We start from the raw sequence: 22,487 nt of genomic DNA on the forward strand, positions 1-22,487 counted from the left end.
TACCCGGATCGGGTGCGGCTCAGGCCGGGCGCTGCAGGATCACCAGGCTGCGCCCGGCGACGCTCAGCCGGTCGCCGGCCTGCACCTTGGGGCCGGGGGCGGTGGCCTCGGCGCGGGCGGTGTCGACGACGATCTGCCACTGCCGGCCGTGGTCGACGGGGGCGGTGAAGTCGAGCGGCTGGTCGTGCGCGTTGAACATCAGCAGGAAGGAGTCGTCCAGGATGGGCTCGCCGCGGGGTCCGGGCTCGGAGATGGCCCCGCCGTTGAGGAACACCGTCAGGGACCGGGCGTGGGCGACCTGCCAGTCGCCGTCCTGCATCTCCTCCCCGTCCGGGGTGAACCAGGCGATGTCGGACAGCTCGTCGTGGGTGCCCTGGGACGGCCGGCCGTGGAAGAAGCGGCGGCGCCGGAAGACGGGGTGCTCCCGGCGCAGGCGCACCATGGCCCGGGTGAACTCCAGCATCCGCCGCGCCAGCGCGTCCGCCCCGTCCTGCGGGTCCGGCCAGTGCACCCACGACAGCTCGCTGTCCTGGCAGTAGGCGTTGTTGTTGCCGTGCTGGGTGCGGGCGAACTCGTCGCCGTGGCTGAGCATGGGCACGCCCTGCGAGACCATCAGGGTGGCGATGAAGTTGCGCATCTGCCGCTCGCGCAGGGCGAGCACCTCCGGGTCGTCCGTGGGGCCTTCGGCGCCGCAGTTCCAGGAGCGGTTGTAGCCCTCGCCGTCCTGGTTGTTCTCGCCGTTGGCCTCGTTGTGCTTGTCGTTGTAGGCGACCAGGTCGTGCAGGGTGAACCCGTCGTGACAGGTGACGAAGTTGACGGAGGCCAGCGGGCGCCGGCCGTCGTCCTGGTAGAGGTCGGAGGAGCCGGTCAGTCGCGAGCCGAACTCCGCGAGGGTGGCCGGCTCGCCGCGCCACAGGTCCCGTACGGTGTCCCGGAACTTGCCGTTCCACTCGGTCCACAGCGGCGGGAAGTTGCCCACCTGGTAGCCGCCCTCGCCCACGTCCCACGGCTCGGCGATCAGCTTCACCTGGCTGACCACCGGATCCTGCTGCACCAGGTCGAAGAACGACGACAGCCGGTCCACCTCGTGGAACTGCCGGGCCAGCGTCGCCGCCAGGTCGAAGCGGAAGCCGTCCACCCGCATCTCGGTCACCCAGTAGCGCAGCGAGTCCATGATGAGCTGCAGCACATGGGGGCTGCGCATCAGCAGCGAGTTCCCGGTGCCGGTGGTGTCCATGTAGTACCGCGGGTCGTCCGCCAGCCGGTAGTACGAGGCGTTGTCCAGCCCCCGGAAGGACAGGGTCGGCCCCAGGTGGTTCCCCTCCGCCGTGTGGTTGTAGACCACGTCGAGGATCACCTCGATGCCCGCCTCGTGCAGCGCCCGCACCGCCGACTTGAACTCCAGCACCTGCTGCCCCCGGTCGCCCCAGGAGGCGTAGGCGTTGTGCGGCGCGAAGAAGCCGATCGTGTTGTAACCCCAGTAGTTGGCCAGCCCCGCGTCCACCAGCCGGTGGTCGTTGACGAACTGATGCACCGGCATCAGTTCGAGCGCCGTCACCCCCAGCTCCGTCAGGTGCTCGATCACCGCCGGATGCGTCAGCGCCGCGTAGGTGCCCCGCACCTCCGGCGGCAGCGCCGGGTGAAGCATCGTCAGGCCCTTGACGTGGGCCTCGTAGAGCACCGTGCGGTGGTAGTCCGTGCGCGGCGGGCGGTCGTCCCCCCAGTCGAAGTACGGATTGACCACCACGGACGTCATCATGTGCGGTGCCGAGTCCATGTCATTGCGCTTCTCCGGCCGCCCGAACCGGTAGCCGTACACCGCCTCGCCCCAGTCCACCGCGCCGCTGACCGCCTTCGCGTACGGGTCCAGCAGCAGCTTCGCGGAGTTGCAGCGCTGCCCGCGCCCCGGATCGTACGGGCCGTGCGCCCGGAAGCCGTACCGCTGCCCCGGCATCACCCCCGGCAGATACGCGTGGCGCACGAAGGCGTCGGACTCCTTCAGCTCCACCGCCGTCTCCGAGCCGTCCTCGTGCAGCAGACACAACTCGATCCGCTCCGCGGCCTCGGAGAACACCGCGAAATTCGTCCCGGCGCCGTCGTACGTGGCGCCCAGTGGATAAGCCTGTCCCGGCCAGACCTGCATGCAGTGAGTCTTCCACCCCTGCGGCCCCTTTCCGCAGATCTTCGGCAAAAGGCGTCGCCGCACCGGCCCCGCCACGGCCGCTCCGGCCGCACACCACCACACTTCTGGCTATGAATCAGCTCACGTCACCCCGCAGCACCCTGGGACAACCCGCACCTCGGACGGCCGAGTTGGCCGGAAGCCGGGGCGCGAGCGGATGCAGCGCCTCCCGGGCGCACAGTAGTCTGCCTTGATCATCGACAACGGGCTTGATCATCGACAAACGGGGGCGAAAGGTGGTGCGCACGTGAGCTCGGGCGGGCTGGAGCTGCCCCCCGGAGACGACACTCCGGACGAGGACGGCCCCACCGACACACCACCGGGCGTGGTGTCCCTGACCCGCCCGAGGGAAATCGGGGCGGAACTGGACTGGGACACCGCGGCCTGGGACGAGGTGCGCACCCGCGCCCGCCGGGCCGGGCGCGCCTACATCTGGCTCAACCTCGTCGAACAGCGGCTGCGCGCCGTCGTCGCCGCCGTGCTGCGCCCGGTGTACGAACCGGTGCACGGCGAGGAGGAGTGGGTCGTCGCCGCCGCCGGGCCCGCCGGCCAGGAGTGGGTCCAGCGCGCCGTCGCCGTGCGCGAGGTCAGCCGCCGCAAGGGCTACCTCCTCGACCCGGCCGACGACAACGTCCTGTCCTTCCTCACCCTGCCCCAGCTGCGCGAGCTGCTCGTCCAGCACTGGCCCTGCTTCGAGCCCTACCTCGACGACCGGCGCGAGCTGGAACTGGCACTGGACGAGCTCGAGGTCGCCCGCAACGTCGTCTCCCGCAACCGTGCCCTCTCCCGCGCCGTCCTCGACCAGGCCGAGCGCGCCTCCGCCCGGCTGCTCGCCATCCTCGGCAGCGCCCACGCCGGCGGCGCCCACTCCGCCGACCGGCTGCCCGTCGACGCCGTCGAGGACCTCGTCGGCGACCGCTACGCCGACGTCGTCGGCGTCCACCCCGACCGGGTCCGCCTGCAGCGCCAGCTGCCCGTCGAGGACCTCTTCGGCAGCGCCCGCCGCCTCGACGCCGTCGGCATAGGCCTGAACCTGCTCGTCCAGAACTACTCCGGCCGCCGCCTGGTGCGCCTGGCCGAGTCCGGCTGCCGCACCCGGCTGCTCTTCCTCAACCCCGCCAGCAGCGCCGTCCGCCGCCGCGAGCGGGAACTGGGCATCAAAAAGGGCGAGATGAGCCGCTCCGTGGAGATGAACATCATCCACATGCGGCGGGTGCGCGCCGCCCTGCGCGACCCCTCCTCCTTCGAGATCCGCGTCTTCGACGAGACCCCCCGCTTCACCGCCTACCTCGTCAACGGCGACGGCCCCGACGGCCTCGCCGTGGTGCAGTCCTACCTGCGCAAGGCCCGCGGCATGGAGTCGCCGGTGCTCGTCCTGCGCGGCGGCAACGGACGCAACCTGCTGCGCGACGGCCGGCCGGCCGACGACGACGGCGGGCTCTTCGGCACCTACCGCGAGGAGTTCGAGGGCGTCTGGGAGGACTCCCGGCCCGTCTCCTGACCCGCCGGGCGCAGGGGTGCGCGCCCGGCGTTGTCAGTGGCCCGTGCGAGGCTGGTGCACCAAACGGGGGAAGCACCACCGAAGGGGGACACACATGCCCTGGCACGAGGGGCCGCTCGTCGGCTTCGACCTGGAGACCACCGGCACCGACCCGCAGCACGCCCGCATCGTCACCGCGGCCGTCGTCCACACCCACGGCGGGCAGGTGACGGACCGCCGGCTGTGGCTGGCCGACCCGGGCATCGCCATACCGGACGAGGCCGCGGCCATCCACGGCATCACCAGCGAGCGGGCCCGCACCCAGGGCCGCCCCGCACCCGACGTGGTCGAGGAGGTCGCCGCCGCCCTGACCGCCCACTGGCGCGCCGGCACACCCGTCGTCGCCTACAACGCCTCCTTCGACCTCACCCTGCTCGAAGCCGAGCTGCGCCGGCACGCCCTGCCCCCGCTCACCGAGCGGCTCGGCGGCGAGGCCGGGCCCGTCGTCGACCCCTACACCATCGACCGGGCCGTCGACCGCTACCGCAAGGGCCGGCGCACCCTCGAAGCGGTCTGCCGGGAGTACGGGGTCGAGCTGGACGCGGCGCACGAGGCCGGGGCCGACGCCCTGGCCGCGGTGCGCGTCGCCCGCGCCATAGCCGTACGCCATGCGCGCACCGCCCGGTTCGCGCCGTGGGAGCTGCACCGCGCCCAGGTGGAGTGGTACGCCCAGTGGGCCGACGGCTACCAGCGCTGGCTGCGCCGCCAGGGCGGCGCCGGCGCGGACGCCGTCGTCGACCCGCAATGGCCCGTGCGCCGACCCGGGGGACGTGCCGCCACGACACCGGCCTGAGGCGGGCGGGCGCTCAGGCCCGCAGGACCAGCGCCCGGCCGTCGCAGGCGAGAACCTCCAGTGTCCGGCCCGGCCGCCCGGTGCCCGGGAAGGAGACCGCCAGCAGCCGGCCGTCGTCGCTGCGCCAGACGCCGCGCCACGAGCCCGGGGCGTCCCCGCGCCCCACCGGGCGGTCGACGAAGCCGCCGTCCGCCGCGAACTCCATGCCGTCCCGGCCGCGGGCGCGGGGGAAGGGGAAGCCGTCGGGACGGTAGACCGCCACTCCCGGCCCGTCCTCCTCGAAGGAGTGCGTCCAGCGCCGGAAGAGCTCCTCGGGCGGCTCGGTCATCTCTCGGGCACCTCCGTCGTCCCGCGGAACGCCCGGTTCTCCAGGAATGCGGAGTATGTCCTCGCAGTTGCCGTGGATTCTGCGACGTCCATGGATGCCCGGGCTGTGCGGCTCTACGGTAATCCGTACCGGGCCCGCCCAGCACCGGCTCCACCGCAGCGCGCGGCGTTTCGAGGAGGCCCACCGTGCCCGAGAACCACCGGACGAACAGGGCGGCCCGGCCGCCCGAGAGCCTGCTGTGCGGCACCATGGAGGTCCACCGCCGGCTGCTCACCCAGCACCCGGCGTACGCAGTGGCCCGCACGGCCCTGGAGAACCGCGCCTTCGCCTACGAACAGGGCCTCGCCCGCACCGCCCGGGCCGAGGTGACCTGCATCCCGGTCGTCGTCCACGTCGTGCACCACACCGACGAGCAGAACGTCGACGACGCCCAGGTGCACAGCCAGCTCGACGTCCTCAACCGCGACTTCCGCAAACGCAACCCCGACGTCGCCCGGGTGCCCCCCGTCTGGCAGCAGCGCGCCGCCGACTGCCGCGTGGAATTCCGCCTGGCCACCACCGACCCCGCCGGACAGCCCACCACCGGCATCACCCGCACCGCCACCGACGTCGCCGCCTTCGGCACCGACGACGCCGTCAAGTCCGCCGCCCGCGGCGGCCACGACGCCTGGCCGGCCGACCGCTACCTCAACATCTGGGTGTGCCCGCTCGGCGACTCCCTCCTCGGCTACGCCCAGTTCCCCGGCGGCCCGGCGGCCACCGACGGCGTGGTGATCCTCCACTTGGCCTTCGGCACGACCGGCACCGCGACCGCGCCCTTCGACCTCGGCCGCACCAGCACCCACGAGGTGGGCCACTGGCTCAACCTCCTGCACATCTGGGGCGACGACGGCACCGGCTGCAGCGGCAGCGACTTCGTCGCCGACACGCCCAACCAGGGCGGCCCCAACTTCGGCGCACCGGCCTTCCCCCGCCAGTCCTGCCACAACGCACCCGACGGGGACATGTTCATGAACTTCATGGACTACGTCGACGACGCGGCCATGTTCATGTTCACGCAAGGCCAGGCGACGCGGGTCGACGCCACCCTCGACGGGCCGAGGGCGGGCTTCCCGGCCTTGCCCGACGGTGCCCCGTAGGGGGGGGCACCCCGGGGTGGCGCGTCGACTGCGGGCCGTCGGCGGCCGATCGCGCAGTTCCCCGCGCCCCTGGCGGGGCGCCGTGATGAGCGCTAGAAGGGGTACCAGCGCACCGTCGGGTCGCCCTCCCGCAGCGAGGCGACCCGGCGGTCGAACTCCGCCCGGGCCGCCGGATTGCCCGGCGCATGCTGGGCGACCCAGGCGCAGCTCGCCGTCTCCCGCGCCCCACGCAGCACCGCACAGCCCTCCCACTCGCGCACGTCCCAGCCGTAGGTGTGCACAAAGGAGTGGTACGCGTCCGCGCCCAGGCCGTAGCGGTCATGGCTGAGCGCCATCACCACCAGATCGTGCTCGCGCAGATCCATGGCGAACGTCTCCAGATCGACCAGCACCGGCCCGTCCGGACCCACATGCACATTGCGCGGCAGCGCATCCCCGTGGATCGGCCCCGGCGGCAGCTGCGGCACGAGCGCGGCCGCCGCCGAGGCGAAGCCGTCGCGACGCTCGCGCAGATAGTCGGCGTCGGCCGGCTCGATCGCATCCCCGGCCAGCCGCAGCCACCGCTCGACCCCGCCCAGCAGGTCACGGCGCGCAAGTGCGAAGTCCGGTGCCGGAAGGGCGTGCACCTGCCGCAGCAACTGCGCCAGATCGGCCGGCCCCGCGGGACGCCCGGCCGCCGGCACCCGGTGCCAGACGGTCACCGGGTGGCCGTCGGCCACCCGGACGTCCGGCTCCGCGGCCCGTACCGCCGGGACGCCGCACTCCGCCAGCCAGGAGGCGATACGCACCTCGCGCACCGCCCGCTCCAGCAGCGAGGCGTCCCGGCCCACCTTGGCCACGAGCCCGCCATCCGCGAAGACCGCGTTCTCGCCCAGCGACAGCAACGTCGCCTCCGCCGCCGGAAGGGGCGCGCCGGACGCCGCGAGGAGCTCGCGCGCCCGTCGTTCCGTGAACGGTTCCACCGGTCCCATGTCCGCCTTTCGTGCAGATGTCCGACCCAGTGTCCCCCGGACGGGGTGAGCGCGGCACCACAGGATGGCCGAAACGCTTCTGCCGGGCGTGCGCGCGGGCCGTCGCGCCCCGGACCGCCCGGCCCCCTGGTACGGTCGCTCCCCATCGGCCGCCGTACCCAACCCCCACGGGGTGCGGCGGCCGCTACGCTCGCCGGGTATGGCAAGTGCGATCATCGGTTTCACGCTCTTTTCTCTTCTGGTGACCATGGCCCCCGGCCCCGACACGCTGCTCGTCCTGCGCAACTGCCTGCGCGGCGGCCGCAGGGCCGGCGCCACGACGGCCCTCGGCGCCGCGATCGGCTCCCTGGCCTGGGGCATCGCCGCGGCCTTCGGCCTGGCGGCCGCGCTCCAACGCTGGGAAGCGGCCTTCACGGTCGTCCGCCTCGCGGGGGCGGCCTATCTTGTGCTGCTGGGTGCCCAGGCGTTGTGGGCCCAGAGGCGGGCGACCGCGCCGAGGGTGCCGGAGCAAGGGCCCGCGTGTGAGGTGACCGGTGCTTTCCGCCAGGGCCTGATGAGCTGCCTGCTCAACCCCAAGGTGGGCGTCTTCTTCGTGGCCGTCGTGCCCCAGTTCCTGCCGGAGGACTCCTCGTCGCTCCTCGCGCCGACGCTGCTGTTCGGCGCGTTGGACGCGGTCATCGCGGCGGCGTGGCTTCTGTTGGTGGCCTTCTGCGCCACCCGCGCCCTGACGTGGCTGCGCCGTCCGCACGTCAACCGCAACCTGGAGCTGGTGACTGGCGGGGTGCTTGTTGCTTTGGGGGTCGGTACGGCGGTGGAGACGGCGTAGGTCAGGTACGGGGGCGGGGGGAGACGGTCACCGCCCCCGGCGGGAAGCGGTCGAGGCCGGTGACGCGGTGCGCGTTGCGGACGGTGATGCGGAGGCCGGCGGTGCCGGCGAGCGGGGTGAGGTCGAGGGTGGGGGCCTTCGAGTTGTACGTGATCTCCAGCATGCGCAGACCGGGAAACGCCTTCGCTATGGGCTCGGCAGTGGTGAGATTGGCCGGCCTGGTGAGGATCAGTTCGCGTATGCCGGGTAAGGGCGTCTGCGCGTCGAGCCGAAAGGCGTCCTGGTCCAGGATGTTGAGCCACGAGAGTGCGGGCAGGGCGGTGAGCTCCACTCGCGCCGGCTCCGGAATGCCCCAGGCCGGAATCGTCAGCGAGCTGAGTCCGGTGAGCCGCGGGATCCCCTCGAAGGGGCGCCCGGACCGACTGCTGCTGGAGATGCTGAGCGTACGGAGCACCGGTAGGTGGGGGAGCAGGTCGGCGTCGAAGTGCGGAACGGGCGGGCCCAGGCTGAGCGATTGCAGCTCGGGAAGTTCGTTGAGCGTGCCGAGGAGCCGTCCGGCCGGATACCACAGGGCCAGGCTCGTCAGCGGACGCCGATCGATCGGCCCCAGGTCCTGGACCATGGGACTGCCCGACAGCACGAAGTGCTGAACCTCGGGGAGACGGCGAAGGAAAGCAAGCTCCTCCAGCCGGGTGTTCTGGTACACCTCGAGCCGCTGCAAAGCGCCCGCATCGACTGCGGTGAGTATCTCGTCGGCCGAGAAGTCCCCGGCGAAGCCGATCGAGGTCTTCTGCGGCAGCGAAGGCAGGATCTTCAGGGCTTCAGGATTCCTGACCACGATGCGGCAGTCCGCTGGAAGGTGCTCCAGAATCTCCGCAGCGAATTCCCGTTCATCGAACGAGCTCCACGCGTCGGCCAAGAAGGGGTGAGCACCGGCGTGCACACAGCGATACCGCTTGAGCAGCGCCAGTGCGGCATCTCCGCCCACGGCGCGCGCCGTCTGGATGACGGCCTGCGCCTCGTCCTTGTCCGCCGCCTCGGGCCCCGGCAGCAGCCCCAGTACGACCGGGCCCACCCGCGCCAGCTGTTCCGCCTCGCGCGAGCTCCGCGGCGGCAACAGCATCGCCCCGCGTTCCTCCACCGCTGCCCGGACCTCCGGGTCCAGCTCCGTCGCCTGCTCAAGGCAGGCCATCGCCAGCAGGTGCAGCCGCGTGCGGTGCTTGGCCGTGCGGTCGCCGCGGGCGACCAGACGGCGGAGCAGCGTGGCCCGTTCCGTCGGGCGCGCGTGGGCGACGGCCATGCGCAGGACGTCCTCCCATTGGTCGTCGTGGGCGTGGCCGACCAGGACGCCCAGGTCGCGGGCCTCGACCGCCGCCTTCGCGCCCAGGTAGTCCTGGAACGTGCGGTGCACGAAGTCGATCGTGTCGGCCGACGGCTGGCGCAGCAGGCCGCTGCGGGTGAGCAGGTGCCGGAGCACCTGCTCCGGGTTGCCCTGCCGGGCCACCGATGCCATCGACGGCAGGGCTTCCTCGACGAGGGCGAGTGCCGTCTCCTCCTCCATCGCCGCCTGCCCGTTGCGAATGAGCCAGTACGCCAGCCGCTGCAGCAGTTGCACCGCCTCCGGGTACGTGAGGCTGATGCCCTCCGGGGCTTCTATGCCGCGTTCGTCGTCGCGCCGTACCAGCAGCATCGCCAGTGCCGCCTCGTACAGTTCCGTGCGGCTGCGCGGCAGGTGGCCGTGGCGGTCGCGGTGCAGGGCGCACATCAGTGCGCACATCAGGGGGGTGGTGGCCAGTTGGGCGAGCGCCGGCTGGGCGCGTACCGCGTCCTTGAAGCGTTCCTCCAGAGCGGAGCCCGCGCCCGCCGCCGTGTGCCAGCGTTCGGCGAAGACCATGACGTCCTTGCGGTTCATCGGCCGTACGGTCAGTTCGGTGAAACCGGAGCCGTCGAGCCAGCGTTCCGGAACAGCTGAAGGACGCGTGGTGACCATGAAGTACGAGCGCGGGTAGGCGGCCAGCAGGTCGCGCAGCCACTCCCGCGTCTGCTCGCGCCGGTGTCCCGGTACCTCGTCGATGCCGTCGACGAGGATCAGGCCGCGTCCGGCGGCCAGGACGCGGTCCGCCCAGCCGAGGGGCTGGGACGAGGCGAGGGCGCTGCGCGTGGCCTCCAGGAAGCGGTGCGAGCTCGGCAGTGCGCTGCGCAGGTCGAGGGTGCGCAGGGGGAGGACGAAGGGGATCAGGCCGCGCAGGTGGGCCAGGGGCTCGGGCGGGTTGCCGCGGGCGGCGATGACGGCGAGCCATTGCAGGAGTGTGGTCTTGCCGCTGCCGGCGAGGCCGCGCACGAGGGTGCGCTGCCTGCCGGCGAGGGCCTGTTCGGCGCGTTCGACGACGGTGCCGGGGCCGTGGCCCTCGAAGGCCTCGGGCCCGTCCCGGCGGACGGCCAGTTCGAGGCTGAGGTAGGCGGTGTCCAGGGGCCAGCAGGCGGCCTGGGGGCCGTGGAGGTCGAGGCCCACGATGGCCAGGCGGCTGTGCCGCTCGATGATGTAGTCGCGGTAGCGCTCCTCGAACGCCGTGTCCTCGTCGCTCGGTTGCCGGGCGGTGACCGGGGCCGCCTCCGCGGCCGCCCGGTCCCGCAGGACCATCAGGGTGCCGGCGTCGGCGCCCAGCGCCTTCGCCAGGGACACCAGGGTGGCTTCCGTGGGCACCTTGCGGCCGTTGAGGGCCTGGCTGACGGTGGTGTGGCCCAGCCCGGAGCGGCGCTCCAGCGCGACGTACGTCAGCTTCTTCTCCATGCGCAACAGGCGGAGCCGAGCGGCCAGTTGGGCCAGGGCCTCACTCATGCGTACATCTTCGTACGCGCGAACGCCGGCGAACGCGCGATCGGCGAACTTCACCTCATGACCACAAACCTGATGGCAGCAGTCGTCCTCGTCACCGCAGTCGTCGCGACGGTGCGGAAGGACGACGACCCCGCCGCCCTTCTGTCCGTCGTCGCCAATCTCCTGAATCTCCTGGCGCTGCTCAGCCGGCAGCCGTGAAGTCCGCCGCGTGGTCCTCGGCCCAGCTCGCGAACGAGCGGGCCGGGTGGCCCGTCAGCTGCTCGACGCCGGGGCGTACGGGCAGCGGGTGGCCGACCCCGGCCGCCCAGGCGCCCAGAAGGGCGTCGGCGAACGTGTCCGACATGAAGGCGGACACGTCCTGCTTCCACTGCTCGGGCGTCACGGGTTCGATCGTGACGTCCCGGCCGGTGGCCCGGCCGATCACCTCGGCCTGCCGGCGGAAGGTGAGGGACTCGGGGCCCGACAGTTCGTACGCACCGCCCGTCGGGTGCGGGTCGGTGAGGGCTGCCAGGGCGGCCTCGGCGATGTCCTTCTCGTGGATGGGGTCGGTGTAGGCGTCGGGGTACGGCAGGCGCAGCGGGGTGCCGGCGGTGATGGCCGGGGCCCAGCCGAGGGCGTTGGTGGCGAAGTGGCCGGGGCGCAGGAGGGTCGCCGTGACGGGGGCGGCGATCAGGGCCTGCTCGGCCTCCCAGTGGAAGCCGCCGATGGGGTTGGTGGCGGCGTCGGGCTCGAGGACGGCGGTCGAGGAGAGCAGCACGATGTGCTGGACGCCGGCGGCGACCGCTTCCTTGAGGAAGTCGTCGATGTGGGAGGGCTCGGCGTAGAGGAAGACGGCGGTGACGCCGCGCAGGGCGTCGGCGAAGGTCTGCGGCTCGTCGAGGGACAGGCGGGCCCGCTCGACGCCGTCGGGCAGGTCGAGCTCCTCGGGCTTGCGGGAGACGGCGCGCACGGCGAGGCCGCGGTCGTGGAGGAGGTCGATGAGGGTGCGGCCGACACGGCCGCGGCTTCCGGTCACTAGAATCGTCATACCTAAGATTGTGTGGCGCTGATATTGCGTCGCGCAAGTAATTATTTTCGCGAGACCGAACCGAAAGGACGCACCCTTGACCGACCGGGTGGAACTGCTGCGGCGCATCACCGAGGAGACCCGCCGGCACTACGCCGCCTGGACCCTGCTCAACCAGGCGCTCGCCGACCACCTCGGTCTGCACCCCACCGACCTGCAGTGCATCAGCATGCTCGACCTGAAAAGCGGGCCCCTGACCACGGGTGAGGTCGCCCGGCTGACCGGGCTGACGCCCGGTTCCGCGACCCGGCTCGTCGACCGCCTGACCAGGGCGGGGCTGGTCGAGCGCAGTACCGACCCCGCTGACCGACGGCGCGCCCTGGTCGGCCTCGCCCCGGGCGCCGCGGCCCGCATCGGGGCCGCCTGGGAGGTGCCGGGCGGCGCCTTCCGGGCGGTCCTGGAGCGCTACAGCGACGAGGAACTCGCCCTCATCGGCGACTACCTCGCCCGCGGCACCGAGGTGGGCCGCACCCAGGCCGAGCGGCTACGCGGTGCCGGCGAGGGGTAGCGCGGCCGGGGCCGCCGCGGCCCGGTCGTAGCGGCGCAGCACCAGGTCGGCGACCTCGGGCGCCGGGCCCAGGACGTCCGCCAGGACGTCGGCCCCCGCGGCCCGGGCGCCGGCGGCGATGCGGTCCGGCAGCCGCCCGGGGGCCAGGACGTAGGGGGCCACGGCCACCCGGCGGGCGCCGGACGCGCGCAGATCGCGCACGGCGTCCTCGGTCCGGGGGGAGCGGGCGGAGGCGAACGCGGGCCGCACGGCGAACCATCGACCGGTTCGCCGCCACTCCCGCGCGATGTCTGCGATCACCGCGTTCGCCTCCGGGTCGGAAGACCCCGCCGAGGCCAGGACGACCCCGGTCGAGCGTCGTGCGCCGGGCGCCAGGCCGGCCCCGGCCTCGTGCAGCCGCCGCTCCAGGGCGGCGGTCAGCAGGGCGGAGGGGCCCAGGACGTCCGCCCGGCGCACCGTCAGCTCCGGCAGCCGGGCGGCCGCCGGGGCCAGGACCGACGGGACGTCGGTCCGGGCGTGGAAGGCGCGGGTCAGCAGCAGGGGCAGCGCGACCGCCTCCCGTACGCCCTGCGCCGCGAGACCTTCGAGCACCCGGCCCACCGGCGGGGCGCAGAAGTCGAGGAAGCCCACCTCGACCCGCAGCCCCGGCCGCCGCGCCGCGACGCGGCGGCGCAGCGCCTCCACGGTGGCCGCGTGCCGGGGATCACGGCTGCCGTGGGCGACGAGCACCAGCACCGGGCGCCCTGCCACCGGGTCTGCCGTCGCCGGACGTCTCGTCGCCGGATCTCCTGTCACCGCGCCGCCGCCAGCCCGCGGCTGCGCAGGACGCGCCGCTCCAGGGGGCTGAAGACGGCGAGGTCGATGGCGATGCCCACGAACAGGATGAGGGTGATGCCCAGCAGTACCCCCGGCATGTCGGAGTCGGTGCGGGCGTTCTCCAGGTACTGCCCCAGGCCCAGGCCCAGGTCGGGGGAGGAGGCGATGAGTTCGGCCGCCATCAGCGACCGCCAGGAGAAGGCCCAGCCCTGCTTGAGCCCGGCGATGTACCCGGGCAGGGCGGCCGGCAGCAGCACGTGGCGCGCCCCGCGCAGTCCGGTGGCGCCCAGGGTGCGGCCGGCCCGCAGGTACAGCGGCGGCACCTGGTCGATGCCGGAGACCAGGCCGTTGGCGATGGAGGGCACCGCGCCCAGCAGGATCACCGCGTACATCGCGGAGTCGGTGATGCCCAGCCAGATGACGGCGGCGGGCACCCAGGCGACCGAGGGGAGCGACTGCAGACCGGAGAGGACGGGCCCCAGCGCGGCCCGTACCACCGGCACCCTGGCCACCAGCAGCCCCAGCGGGGTGCCGATGGCCAGGGCGGCGGCGAAGCCCAGCAGGCCGCGCGAGACGCTGGTCCAGATGATGCCGAGGAGCGTGCCGTTCAGCCACAGGGCGCGCAGGCTGTGCCAGACGGCGCCGGGGTCGGGCAGTTTGTAGTCCTCGGTGACGTGGGCCAGCACCAGCAGCTTCCACACCACGAGCACCAGCACCACCGCCACCACCGGCGGCAGCACCTTGCCCAGCAGCACCTGGCGCAGGGGGGTGCGGCGGACCTGGACGGTGTCCAGGGCGTCCAGGCCCGCCTCCAGGCCGGCGACGTCCGGCTCGGCGGTGGCGCCCGCGGCCTTACTGCTGGCGGCCATGGCGGCGGATCTCCCTTCGCAGCTCCTCGGTGATCTCGACGGAGAGCTCGGCCACCGCCGCGTCCTCGATGCGGCGCGGCTGGGGGATGTCCACCGTCCACTCGCGCACCACCCGGCCCGGCCGGGAGGAGAGCAGGACGACCCGCTGGCCCAGGCGCACGGCCTCGCGCACGTTGTGGGTGACGAACAGCACCGACACGTTCGTCTCCGACCAGATGCGGGTCAGTTCGTGGTGCAGCACGTCGCGGGTGATGGCGTCCAGGGCCGCGAACGGCTCGTCCATCAGCAGCACCCGGCTGTCCTGCGCCAGCGCCCGGGCGAGGGCCACGCGCTGGCGCATCCCGCCGGAGAGTTCGTGCACCCGCTTGCCGTACGCCTCGCCCAGCCGGACGAGCTGCAGCAGCCGCTCGGCCTCGGGGCGGCGTGCGGCCCGGGGCACCCCGCGCAGCCGCAGGGCGAGTTCGATGTTGCGGCCGGCGGTCAGCCACGGGAACAGCGCGTGCTCCTGGAACATCAGCGCCGGCCGGCCGCCGGGCACGCGGATGCTGCCGCCGCTGGGCCGGTCCAGGCCGGCGACCAGGTTGAGCAGGGTCGACTTGCCGCAGCCGGACGCCCCGAGGAGGCAGACGAATTCGCCGGGGCGGACGTCGAGGGTGATGTCCTCCAGCACGGGGACGTCCCCGCCGGTGCGGCCGCGGCCCGGGTGGCCGAAGCTCTTGCGGACGTGGTCGATGCGGACGGCCGCCGGTGTGCCGTCGTCGACGACGGCCGGCTCCGGTGTGCCGGTGGTCAGCGCCGGGGTCATCCGGTCACCTCCTGGTGTGCGGACGGGCATGCGCGCCCCTACTGCCGCGTGCACGGGATCACTGCTTTCCGAGCCCGGCCGCGGCGACCGCGGGCCGGCCCTGTGCCTTGAGCACCTTGTTGAGCAGGGTCAGGTCGTAGATGCCGGTCAGGTCCGGCTTGTCGAGGAGGCCGGCGGTGACGGCGTGGTCGGCCTCCGCCCGCAGGGTGGCGGCCAGCGGGTCGTCGGTGGTGGTCAGCGACTGCCAGGCCGGGTCGAGGACCTCGGCGGGCAGCCCCTTGCCGCTCAGCCGCTTCAGGGCCGCGTTCGCCGACGCCTTGGCCTGCTCCGGGTGGGCGGCGATCCAGGCGTTGGTCCTCACCGATCCGCGCAGCACGGCCTCGACCACGTCCGGGTGGGCGTCGAGGAACTTCTTCGAGACGATCACATTGGTGATCACGAACTTCCTGTCCGGCCACAGCGTGCTCTCGTCCAGCAGCACCTTGCCGCCCTCGGAGACCAGCTTCGAGGCGGTCGGCTCGGGCACCCACGCGCCGTCGACGGAGCCGGACTTGAAGGCGTCGGGCACGACCTTGTTGTCCGTTCGGACGACGGAGACATCCCCCTTGCCGCTCTGCGGATCGACCTTCCAGCCCTGCTCGGCGGCCCAGTTGAGGAACGCCACGTCCTGGGTGTTGCCCTTCTGCGGGGTGGCGATCCGCTTGCCCTTGACGTCCTCCGGCGAGGTGATCTTCTTCGGGTCGACCACCAGCTTCACCCCGCCCGAGGCCGAACCGGCGACGATCCGCAGGCTCTTGCCGCCCGACTTGACGTAGCCGTTGATCGCCGGCGACGGGCCGATCCAGCCGATGTCGATCGAGCCGGCGTTCAGCGCCTCGATCTCGGAGGGCCCGGCGTTGAACGTCGTCGAGCGCACCGTGGTGCCGCCCAGCTCCTTCTGGATGATCCCTTCCTGTTCGCCGACGAGCGGCGTGGCGTGGGTGATGTTCGGGAAGTAGCCCAGGCGCACGGTGTCGGCGGAGAGCTTCTGCGCACCGGCGGCGCCGGATCCGGCCGCGGTGCCGGAGCCCTTGGCGGAGCCGTAGCCGCAGGCGGCCAGGGCGGTCAGGAGCAGGGGGACGGCGGCGAGCGCCGGCAGCAGCCGGCGATGGCGGGGGGCAGCGGACACGAGGGGACATCCTCTCGTCGGGTGGAGATCCGGCGGTGGGGGACGACAAGCGGGCGACCCGCAGGGGGGCGCAGGTCAGCGGCGCGGCGCGCCGCAGCACGCACATCGCCCGACCCCGCCCTGGCCGCTGCCGAGGGAGCCGCTGCCGATGCGGCCGCCCTCCTTGTGGAACGTCGCGTAGACGTCCGTGAACGCCGCGAGGACGTCCGCCCCCCGTCCGTGCATCGTCAGAAGTCCCAGCCCTCGTCGTCGGCGGCCGCGCCCGCGGCAGCGGGCGCCGCGAAGGCCGCACCAGCCATGCCGGCGGTGAGCGTGGTGCCGTCGGCCGGGTCGATCAGCAGGAAGGAGCCGGTGCGCCGCGAGTCGGCGTACGGGTCCAGCGCCAGCGGTTCGGCGGTGCGCAGCACCACGCGCCCGATGTCGTTCGAGCGCAGCTCGCCGGGGTCGGGGTGGTCGCAGAGGTCCTCCAGGGACAGCCGGGACGGCACGGCCTTGACCACCGCCTTGACGGTCCGCGTGGTGTGCTTGAGCAGCACCCGGTCGCCCGGGCGCAGCGGCCGGTCGGCCAGGTGGCACACGGTGGCCTCGACGTCGCGGGTCACGTCGGGCGCGGCGGCCGCCGGCGCGATGAGGTCGCCGCGCGCGACGTCGAGGTCGTCGGCCAGGCGCACGGTGACCGACTGCGGCGCCCAGGCGATGTCCACGGGGTGGCCCAGCGCGTCGATGCCGGCGACCGTCGTCGTACGGCCCGAGGGGAGCACGGTGACCGCATCGCCGGTGCGCAGTACGCCGGCGGCGAGCTGGCCGGCGTAGCCGCGGTAGTCGCGGTGCTCGGCGCGTTGCGGGCGGATGACGTACTGCACGGGGAAGCGCGCGGGCTCGGCGGAGGGGTCGGCGACCACGGGCACCGACTCCAGGTGCTCCAGCACGGTGGGGCCGCCGTACCAGTCCATGTGCGCGGACGGATGGACCACGTTGTCGCCGGCCAGCGCCGAGACGGGGATCGCGGTCACCTCCGGCACCCCGAGCGAGGCGGCGTACGCGCCGAACTCCTCGGCGATCTTGGCGAATGCGGCCTCCTCGTAGCCGACGAGGTCCATCTTGTTGACGGCCAGCACCACGTGCGGCACCCGCAGCAGGGCCGCGACCGCGGCGTGCCGGCGGGTCTGCTCGACCACGCCGTTGCGGGCGTCGACGAGCACCAGGGCCAGCTCGGCGGTGGAGGCGCCGGTGACCATGTTGCGCGTGTACTGCACGTGCCCGGGGGTGTCGGCGAGGACGAACCGGCGGTGGGCGGTGGCGAAGTAGCGGTGGGCCACGTCGATGGTGATGCCCTGCTCGCGCTCGGCGCGCAGCCCGTCGGTCAGCAGCGCCAGGTCCACGGCCTCGTGGCCGCGGCTGCGCGAGGCGTGTTCCACGGCCTCCAGCTGGTCGGCCAGCACGGACCGGGAGTCGTGCAGCAGCCGTCCCACCAGGGTGGACTTGCCGTCGTCGACGGAGCCGGCAGTGGCGAAGCGCAGCAGCGAGGCCGGTGCGCCGGTGTCGGACAGTGTGGTCATGGCGGTCATGGCTAGAAGTACCCCTCGCGCTTGCGGTCCTCCATCGCGGCCTCCGACAACTTGTCGTCGGCCCGGGTCGCGCCCCGTTCGGTGAGCCGGGAGGCGGCGATCTCGGCGATGACGGCCTCGACGGTGGCCGCGTCGGAGTCGACGGCCCCGGTGCACGACATGTCGCCGACCGTGCGATAGCGCACCAGCCGTCTCTCCAGGCGCTCCCCGTCCCGCGGGCCGCCCCACGCGCCGGGGGCCAGCCACATGCCGTCACGGGCGAAGACCTCGCGCTCGTGCGCGTAGTAGATCGACGGCAGCTCGATCCGCTCGCGGGCGATGTACTGCCACACGTCCAGCTCGGTGAAGTTCGACAGCGGGAAGACGCGCACGTGCTCGCCGGGGGAGTGGCGGCCGTTGTACAGCTGCCACAGCTCCGGGCGCTGGCGGCGCGGGTCCCAGCCGCCGAACTCGTCGCGCAGGGAGAACACCCGCTCCTTGGCCCGCGCCTTCTCCTCGTCCCGCCGGCCGCCGCCGAGGACGGCGTCGAAGCGGTGACGGGCGATGGCGTCCAGCAGCGGCACGGTCTGCAGCGGGTTGCGCGTGCCGTCGGGGCGCTCGCGCAGCTCGCCGCGGTCGATGAAGTCCTGCACCGAGGCCACGTGCAGCCGCAGCCCGTGCTCGGCCACCGTGCGGTCGCGGTGGGCGAGCACCTCGTCGAAGTTGTGCCCGGTGTCCACGTGCAGCAGCGCGAACGGCACCGGCGCGGGCGCGAACGCCTTCAGCGCCAGGTGCAGCATCACGATGGAGTCCTTGCCGCCCGAGAAGAGGATCACCGGCCGCTCGAACTCCCCGGCCACCTCCCGCAGGACGTGCACCGCCTCCGACTCCAGCGCATCCAGGTGGGAGAGGGCGAACGGCGTGTCGCCGGCGCCCCCGATCGGCTCGATGCTCATATCAGCCCCCGCTCCACCAGCAGCGCGTGCACCGCCGAGACCGACTCCCCGACGCCCTGCCGGTGCGCCGCTATCCGCAGGTCCGGCGCCTCGGGCGCCTCGTAGGGGTCGTCCACCCCGGTCAGCCCGCTGATCTCGCCGGCCGCCTGCCGCGCGTACAGCCCCTTGACGTCGCGCGCCGAGCACACCTCGACCGGCGTCGCCACATGCACCTCCAGGTACGGCGTGCCGTGCGCCTGGTGCTGCTTGCGTACGGCCTCGCGCGCATCCGCGTACGGCGCGATGACCGGGACGAGCACCGTCACCCCGTGCCCGGCCAGCAGCCGGGCGACGAAGCCGATGCGGCGGACGTTGGTGTCCCGGTCCGCGCGGGAGAAGCCGAGACCGGCGGAGAGGAACTCCCGGATCTCGTCGCCGTCGAGCACCTCGACCCGGTGCCCCTCGCCGCGCAGCCGCTCGGCGAGCGAGCGGGCGATGGTCGTCTTGCCCGCGCTCGGCAGGCCGGTCAGCCACACGGTGGCGCCCGTCATGTTCGTCGATCTCCCCGTCGTGTCGTGCGGTGGTCCCGTGCGGTCATCCGTGCAGCCCGCACTCGGTCTTGCCGGTGCCCGCCCAGCGGCCGGCGCGTACGTCCTCGCCCGGTGCCGTGCGGCGGGTGCACGGGGCACAGCCGACGGAGGCGTAGCCGTCCGTCAGCAGCGGGTTGACCAGGACGCCGTGCTCGGCGATGTAGGCGTCGACGTCCTGTTGCGTCCAGCGGGCGATGGGCGCGACCTTGACCTTGTGCCGCCGGGCGTCCCAGCCGACCACCGGCGTGTGCGCCCGGGTGGGGGACTCCTCGCGGCGCAGCCCCGTCGCCCACGCGTCGTAGCCGGCCAGGCCCGCCCGCAGCGGCTCGACCTTGCGCAGCCGGCAGCACAGGTCCGGGTCGCGGTCGTGCAGCCGGGGCCCGTACGCCGCGTCCTGCTCGGCCACGGACTGCCGCGGGGTGAGCGTGACGACGGTGACGTCCATGACGGCGGCCACCGCGTCCCGCGTGCCGATGGTCTCGGGAAAGTGGTAACCGGTGTCGAGGAAGAGCACGTCGATGCCCGGCCGGACGCGGGCGGCGAGGTGGGCGACCACCGCGTCGGCCATCGACGCGGTGACGCACAGCCGTTCGCCGAAGGTCTCCGCGGCCCAGCGCAGGATCTCCTCCGCCGGGGCCTCCTCCAGCTCCCGGCCCGCCCGCTCGGCCAGCTCCCGCAGCTCGCTCATCGCTCCTCCCGGTGGGCCGTGCCCCGGGCGAGCAGGCCCAGGAACGCCAGCTTGAACGCGCGACTGCAGGCCGCGCAGTGCCAGGCGCCGTGCCCCTGCTCGCCGGGGCGCAGGTCCTCGTCGCCGCAGTAGGGGCAGTAGAAGGGTGCCGCGCGCTCGCTCATGACAGATCCGCCTCCTGCGCCCGCGCCACCCACTGGGCGAACCGCTCGCCGTCGGCGCGCCGGCCGAGGTAGCGGCGCAGCACGCGCTCGATGTAGTCGGCCAGTTGGTCCGAGGTGACCTTCAGCCCGCGCACCTTGCGGCCGAAGCCGGCTTCGAGACCCAGCGCGCCGCCCAGGTGCACCTGGAAGCCCTCGACCTGACGGCCGGCGTCGTCGGTCACGAGCTGGCCCTTGAGGCCGATGTCCGCGACCTGGATGCGGGCGCAGGCGTTGGGGCAGCCGTTGATGTTGATGGTCAGCGGCTCGTCGAACTCCGGCAGCCGGCGCTCGAGTTCCTCGACGAGCGCCGCGCCGCGCGCCTTGGTCTCGACGATGGCGAGCTTGCAGAACTCGATGCCGGTGCACGCCATCGTCCCGCGCCGAAACGGCGAGGGGCTCACCCGCAGGTCCAGCGCCTCCAGGCCCGCCACCAGCGGCTCCACCCGGTCCTCGGACACGTCGAGCACGATCATCTTCTGGTCGGCGGTGGTGCGCACGCGCTGCGAGCCGTGGCTCTCGGCCAGTTCGGCGATCTTCGTCAGCGTCGCGCCGTCGACGCGGCCGACGCGCGGGGCGAACCCGACGCAGAAGCGGCCGTCCCGCTGCCGGTGCACGCCCACGTGGTCGCGCCAGCGGGCGAGCGGCTGCGGCGGTGGCGGGCCGTCGAGGAGTGTGCGGTGCAGGTACTCCTCCTCCAGCACCTGCCGGAAGCGCTCGGCGCCCCAGTCGGCGAGGAGGAACTTCAGCCGGGCGCGGCCCCGCAGCCGGCGGTAGCCGTAGTCGCGGAAGATGCCGATGACGCCCTCGAAGACGTCCGGCACCTCCTCCAACGGCACCCAGGCGCCCAGGCGTTCCCCGATTCTCGGATTGGTCGACAGCCCGCCGCCCACCCACACGTCGAAGCCCGGACCGTGCTCGGGGTGACGCACGCCGACGAAGGACACGTCGTTGATCTCGTGCGCCACGTCCAGCAGGGGCGAGCCGGAGATCGCGGACTTGAACTTGCGCGGCAGGTTGGAGAACGCGGGGTTGCCGACGACACGGCGGTGGATCTCCTCCACCGCCCAGGTGCCGTCGACGATCTCGTCCTCGGCGATGCCCGCGACCGGCGAGCCCAGGATCACCCGGGGGGTGTCCCCGCACGCCTCGGTGGTGGACAGGCCCACGGCCTCCAGCCGGCGCCAGATCTCCGGCACGTCCTCGATGCGGATCCAGTGGTACTGGATGTTCTGCCGGTCGGTGATGTCGGCGGTGCCGCGGGCGAACTCCTGGGAGACCTCGCCGACGACGCGCAGCTGGGCGGTGGTCAGCCGGCCGCCGTCGATGCGCACCCGCAGCATGAAGTACTCGTCGTCCAGCTCCTCGGGCGCGAGGACCGCGGTCTTCCCGCCGTCGATCCCCGGCTTGCGCTGGGTGTACAGGCCCCACCAGCGCATTCGGCCGCGCAGGTCGGCGGGGTCGATGGAGTGGAAGCCGGCCTTGGAGTAGATCGTCTCAATGCGTGTCCGCACATTGAGACCGTCGTCGTCCTTCTTGACCTGCTCGTTCGGATTGAGCGGCGTGAAGTGACCGACGGCCCACTGGCCTTCGCCCCGGTGGCGGCCGGCCTTGCGCCGGGGCGGGGCCGCGGCGCGACGAGGGGTGCTGTCAGTCATGGTGAAATGTCCTTAAATGTCCGCACATGCCGGTCGGGAAGGCAGGGGAAAGGCAGCGAAAGCGGGACGGCAAAAACGGAAATAACAGAAAGATTGCCCAGGGGCTCCTCGTCGGCAACGGTGGCAACGAGGGCGTGGAAACGGCGGCGCTGTGACTGTCAGCCCGCGGGACACATGGCGCTGGACATGCGGCAGAGGTCGATGTGACGTCGGGTCACCAAGGCTATTCCAGCTCGGGACATGGCGGAAGCGTTGCACGACGCTCTTCGGCCAGTCCACTGTTGTCCGAATAATGAGCGAAGCCGTCCCGCATGGCGGGACGGCCGGGGGTGTGGCGAGGGCTCCTACGCCCCGGGCCAGGGGCCCGGAGCAGGCACGTCCGGCTCCTCCTCGACGCGGGTCTCGAACACCCGGAACCCGCGCCGCTCGTAATTGGCGAGCGCATGCGGGCCGTCCTTGCTGCACGTGTGCAGCCACACCCGCCGCGTCGCCTCCCGCCCCGGCCACCGCTCGGCCAGGTCCCAGGCCCGCGCGGTGCCGTACGACAACAGGTGGCCGCCGATCCCGCGCCCCTGGAAGGAGGGCAGCAGACCGAAGTAGACGATCTCCACCACGCCCTCGTCCTGCGGGTCCAGCTCCACATAGCCGGCGGGCGTCCCGTGCTCGTACGCCACCCACGTCTCCACGCCCGGCCTGGCCAGGTGCTCCTGCCAGCGCGCGTACGACCAGGGCAGACGATCGGTCCAGCTGATGCCGCCGCCCACGGCGGTGTACAGGAAGCGGCTGAACTCGGGCGAGGGCACGGCGGCCTGTTCGATCCGGATGCCGGACGAGGAGTCCGGCACGCGGGACGGGCGCAGGTCCTCCGGCGAGGTCTGCGCCATCGACCAGGTGGTGACGGGGCGGGTGGTGGCCATGGTGCGAGTGTCGCTCATGGCCGAAACCACTCCGCACGGCGGGGGTGCGCCTGCCGCGGGCCCGGCCCCGGTGTCCTCAATCGCCGGACGGGCTGCACTGCA

General features: G+C 73.0%; 24 protein-coding genes. 6 read left to right on the top strand and 18 right to left on the bottom strand.

From position 1 onward, the window contains the following. Positions 1-19: 19 nt before the first annotated feature. Positions 20-2,143 carry a glycogen debranching protein GlgX gene (gene glgX, locus AB0K17_RS04535; protein ID WP_365982073.1) on the bottom strand — a complete coding sequence of 708 codons (2,124 nt, stop codon included), beginning with the start codon at positions 2,141-2,143 and terminating at the stop codon, positions 20-22. A gap of 286 nt (positions 2,144-2,429) precedes the next feature. Here glgX and AB0K17_RS04540 point away from each other — a divergent pair, with 286 nt between their 5' ends. Then, positions 2,430-3,683, top strand: a complete 1,254-nt coding sequence (locus AB0K17_RS04540; protein ID WP_365967015.1) for an SAV2148 family HEPN domain-containing protein — start codon at positions 2,430-2,432, stop codon at positions 3,681-3,683. A 94-nt stretch (positions 3,684-3,777) separates the two neighbouring features. Beyond that, positions 3,778-4,515, top strand: a complete 738-nt coding sequence (locus AB0K17_RS04545; RefSeq protein ID WP_365982074.1) for an exonuclease domain-containing protein — start codon at positions 3,778-3,780, stop codon at positions 4,513-4,515. A 13-nt stretch (positions 4,516-4,528) separates the two neighbouring features. On the opposite strand, the gene AB0K17_RS04550 is transcribed toward AB0K17_RS04545, so the two are convergent. Next, a complete protein-coding gene (locus AB0K17_RS04550; protein ID WP_365982075.1) occupies positions 4,529-4,843 on the bottom strand; it encodes a hypothetical protein in 315 nt (104 codons plus the stop codon). A gap of 185 nt (positions 4,844-5,028) precedes the next feature. Here AB0K17_RS04550 and AB0K17_RS04555 point away from each other — a divergent pair, with 185 nt between their 5' ends. Then, positions 5,029-5,982, top strand: a complete 954-nt coding sequence (locus AB0K17_RS04555) for a zinc metalloprotease (RefSeq protein ID WP_365982076.1) — start codon at positions 5,029-5,031, stop codon at positions 5,980-5,982. A gap of 92 nt (positions 5,983-6,074) precedes the next feature. Here the strand turns inward: AB0K17_RS04555 and AB0K17_RS04560 are convergent, their stop codons facing one another. Next, the gene (locus AB0K17_RS04560; RefSeq protein ID WP_365982077.1) at positions 6,075-6,944 is read right to left on the bottom strand and encodes an aminoglycoside phosphotransferase family protein; all 870 of its coding nucleotides are present in this window, start codon (positions 6,942-6,944) and stop codon (positions 6,075-6,077) included. A gap of 208 nt (positions 6,945-7,152) precedes the next feature. Here AB0K17_RS04560 and AB0K17_RS04565 point away from each other — a divergent pair, with 208 nt between their 5' ends. Beyond that, positions 7,153-7,779 (top strand): LysE family translocator, encoded by a 627-nt coding sequence (locus AB0K17_RS04565; RefSeq protein ID WP_365982078.1) that lies wholly within the window; start codon positions 7,153-7,155, stop codon positions 7,777-7,779. Between the two features lies 1 nt (position 7,780). Here the strand turns inward: AB0K17_RS04565 and AB0K17_RS04570 are convergent, their stop codons facing one another. Continuing rightward, the gene (locus tag AB0K17_RS04570) at positions 7,781-10,618 is read right to left on the bottom strand and encodes an NACHT domain-containing protein (RefSeq protein WP_365982079.1); all 2,838 of its coding nucleotides are present in this window, start codon (positions 10,616-10,618) and stop codon (positions 7,781-7,783) included. Positions 10,619-10,675: 57 nt separating this feature from the next. On the opposite strand from AB0K17_RS04570, the gene AB0K17_RS04575 reads away from it, so the two are divergent. After that, a complete protein-coding gene (locus tag AB0K17_RS04575; protein ID WP_365982080.1) occupies positions 10,676-10,816 on the top strand; it encodes a hypothetical protein in 141 nt (46 codons plus the stop codon). On the opposite strand, the gene AB0K17_RS04580 is transcribed toward AB0K17_RS04575, so the two are convergent. Next, positions 10,800-11,645 carry an NAD(P)H-binding protein gene (locus tag AB0K17_RS04580; protein WP_365967007.1) on the bottom strand — a complete coding sequence of 282 codons (846 nt, stop codon included), beginning with the start codon at positions 11,643-11,645 and terminating at the stop codon, positions 10,800-10,802. The genes AB0K17_RS04575 and AB0K17_RS04580 overlap by 17 nt on opposite strands. Positions 11,646-11,721: 76 nt before the next feature. Here AB0K17_RS04580 and AB0K17_RS04585 point away from each other — a divergent pair, with 76 nt between their 5' ends. After that, positions 11,722-12,192, top strand: coding sequence for a MarR family transcriptional regulator (locus AB0K17_RS04585; RefSeq protein WP_365967006.1), 471 nt, complete (start codon positions 11,722-11,724; stop codon positions 12,190-12,192). Here AB0K17_RS04585 and AB0K17_RS04590 read toward each other — a convergent pair. The 13 genes from AB0K17_RS04590 to AB0K17_RS04650 all read right to left on the bottom strand — a co-directional run bounded on the left by AB0K17_RS04590 (position 12,169) and on the right by AB0K17_RS04650 (position 22,403). Further along, positions 12,169-12,942, bottom strand: coding sequence for a sirohydrochlorin chelatase (locus tag AB0K17_RS04590; RefSeq protein WP_365982081.1), 774 nt, complete (start codon positions 12,940-12,942; stop codon positions 12,169-12,171). The genes AB0K17_RS04585 and AB0K17_RS04590 overlap by 24 nt on opposite strands. 41 nt (positions 12,943-12,983) lie before the next feature. Next, on the bottom strand, positions 12,984-13,877 hold the full coding sequence (locus tag AB0K17_RS04595; RefSeq protein ID WP_365967004.1) for an ABC transporter permease: 894 nt from the start codon (positions 13,875-13,877) through the stop codon (positions 12,984-12,986). Continuing rightward, positions 13,861-14,682, bottom strand: a complete 822-nt coding sequence (locus tag AB0K17_RS04600; protein ID WP_365967003.1) for an ABC transporter ATP-binding protein — start codon at positions 14,680-14,682, stop codon at positions 13,861-13,863. Before AB0K17_RS04600 ends, AB0K17_RS04595 begins: the two co-directional genes overlap by 17 nt. A gap of 58 nt (positions 14,683-14,740) precedes the next feature. Then, positions 14,741-15,850 (bottom strand): aliphatic sulfonate ABC transporter substrate-binding protein, encoded by a 1,110-nt coding sequence (locus AB0K17_RS04605; protein ID WP_365982082.1) that lies wholly within the window; start codon positions 15,848-15,850, stop codon positions 14,741-14,743. Between the two features lie 75 nt (positions 15,851-15,925). After that, positions 15,926-16,075, bottom strand: coding sequence for a hypothetical protein (locus AB0K17_RS04610; protein WP_365967001.1), 150 nt, complete (start codon positions 16,073-16,075; stop codon positions 15,926-15,928). 2 nt (positions 16,076-16,077) lie between these two features. Then, complete coding sequence (locus tag AB0K17_RS04615; protein ID WP_365967000.1) at positions 16,078-17,409, bottom strand: GTP-binding protein; 1,332 nt, start codon at positions 17,407-17,409, stop codon at positions 16,078-16,080. Positions 17,410-17,420: 11 nt separating this feature from the next. Continuing rightward, on the bottom strand, positions 17,421-18,353 hold the full coding sequence (gene cysD / locus AB0K17_RS04620) for a sulfate adenylyltransferase subunit CysD (protein WP_365966999.1): 933 nt from the start codon (positions 18,351-18,353) through the stop codon (positions 17,421-17,423). Then, positions 18,350-18,883, bottom strand: a complete 534-nt coding sequence (gene cysC / locus AB0K17_RS04625; protein WP_365966998.1) for an adenylyl-sulfate kinase — start codon at positions 18,881-18,883, stop codon at positions 18,350-18,352. The genes cysD and cysC overlap by 4 nt, the downstream gene beginning before the upstream one ends. Positions 18,884-18,926: 43 nt before the next feature. Next, positions 18,927-19,610, bottom strand: a complete 684-nt coding sequence (locus AB0K17_RS04630) for a phosphoadenylyl-sulfate reductase (RefSeq protein WP_365966997.1) — start codon at positions 19,608-19,610, stop codon at positions 18,927-18,929. Next, a complete protein-coding gene (locus tag AB0K17_RS04635) occupies positions 19,607-19,774 on the bottom strand; it encodes a hypothetical protein (RefSeq protein WP_365966996.1) in 168 nt (55 codons plus the stop codon). Before AB0K17_RS04635 ends, AB0K17_RS04630 begins: the two co-directional genes overlap by 4 nt. Continuing rightward, the gene (locus tag AB0K17_RS04640) at positions 19,771-21,468 is read right to left on the bottom strand and encodes a nitrite/sulfite reductase (RefSeq protein ID WP_365966995.1); all 1,698 of its coding nucleotides are present in this window, start codon (positions 21,466-21,468) and stop codon (positions 19,771-19,773) included. Before AB0K17_RS04640 ends, AB0K17_RS04635 begins: the two co-directional genes overlap by 4 nt. A 158-nt stretch (positions 21,469-21,626) precedes the next feature. Continuing rightward, entirely contained in the window at positions 21,627-21,710 is an 84-nt protein-coding gene (locus AB0K17_RS04645; protein ID WP_365967058.1) for a putative leader peptide, read from the bottom strand. Positions 21,711-21,812: 102 nt separating this feature from the next. Next, positions 21,813-22,403, bottom strand: coding sequence for a GNAT family N-acetyltransferase (locus AB0K17_RS04650; RefSeq protein ID WP_365966994.1), 591 nt, complete (start codon positions 22,401-22,403; stop codon positions 21,813-21,815). Positions 22,404-22,487: the final 84 nt, after the last annotated feature.

This window comes from Streptomyces sp. NPDC049585 (assembly GCF_040675615.1).
Classification (GTDB): domain Bacteria; phylum Actinomycetota; class Actinomycetes; order Streptomycetales; family Streptomycetaceae; genus Streptomyces; species Streptomyces luteosporeus.

Bases quoted from the DNA above. Each gene is read 5' to 3' on its own strand.
- AB0K17_RS04615 (WP_365967000.1), bottom strand. From the start codon at position 17,409: ATGACCACACTGTCCGACACCGGCGCACCGGCCTCGCTGCTGCGCTTC.
- AB0K17_RS04565 (WP_365982078.1), top strand. From the start codon at position 7,153: ATGGCAAGTGCGATCATCGGTTTCACGCTCTTTTCTCTTCTGGTGACC.
- AB0K17_RS04575 (WP_365982080.1), top strand. From the start codon at position 10,676: ATGACCACAAACCTGATGGCAGCAGTCGTCCTCGTCACCGCAGTCGTC.
- AB0K17_RS04640 (WP_365966995.1), bottom strand. From the start codon at position 21,468: ATGACTGACAGCACCCCTCGTCGCGCCGCGGCCCCGCCCCGGCGCAAG.
- AB0K17_RS04650 (WP_365966994.1), bottom strand. From the start codon at position 22,403: ATGAGCGACACTCGCACCATGGCCACCACCCGCCCCGTCACCACCTGG.
- AB0K17_RS04595 (WP_365967004.1), bottom strand. From the start codon at position 13,877: ATGGCCGCCAGCAGTAAGGCCGCGGGCGCCACCGCCGAGCCGGACGTC.
- AB0K17_RS04600 (WP_365967003.1), bottom strand. From the start codon at position 14,682: ATGACCCCGGCGCTGACCACCGGCACACCGGAGCCGGCCGTCGTCGAC.
- cysD (WP_365966999.1), bottom strand. From the start codon at position 18,353: ATGAGCATCGAGCCGATCGGGGGCGCCGGCGACACGCCGTTCGCCCTC.
- AB0K17_RS04545 (WP_365982074.1), top strand. From the start codon at position 3,778: ATGCCCTGGCACGAGGGGCCGCTCGTCGGCTTCGACCTGGAGACCACC.
- cysC (WP_365966998.1), bottom strand. From the start codon at position 18,883: ATGACGGGCGCCACCGTGTGGCTGACCGGCCTGCCGAGCGCGGGCAAG.
- AB0K17_RS04645 (WP_365967058.1), bottom strand. From the start codon at position 21,710: ATGTCCCGAGCTGGAATAGCCTTGGTGACCCGACGTCACATCGACCTC.
- glgX (WP_365982073.1), bottom strand. From the start codon at position 2,143: ATGCAGGTCTGGCCGGGACAGGCTTATCCACTGGGCGCCACGTACGAC.
- AB0K17_RS04610 (WP_365967001.1), bottom strand. From the start codon at position 16,075: ATGCACGGACGGGGGGCGGACGTCCTCGCGGCGTTCACGGACGTCTAC.
- AB0K17_RS04570 (WP_365982079.1), bottom strand. From the start codon at position 10,618: ATGAGTGAGGCCCTGGCCCAACTGGCCGCTCGGCTCCGCCTGTTGCGC.
- AB0K17_RS04580 (WP_365967007.1), bottom strand. From the start codon at position 11,645: ATGACGATTCTAGTGACCGGAAGCCGCGGCCGTGTCGGCCGCACCCTC.
- AB0K17_RS04635 (WP_365966996.1), bottom strand. From the start codon at position 19,774: ATGAGCGAGCGCGCGGCACCCTTCTACTGCCCCTACTGCGGCGACGAG.
- AB0K17_RS04630 (WP_365966997.1), bottom strand. From the start codon at position 19,610: ATGAGCGAGCTGCGGGAGCTGGCCGAGCGGGCGGGCCGGGAGCTGGAG.
- AB0K17_RS04550 (WP_365982075.1), bottom strand. From the start codon at position 4,843: ATGACCGAGCCGCCCGAGGAGCTCTTCCGGCGCTGGACGCACTCCTTC.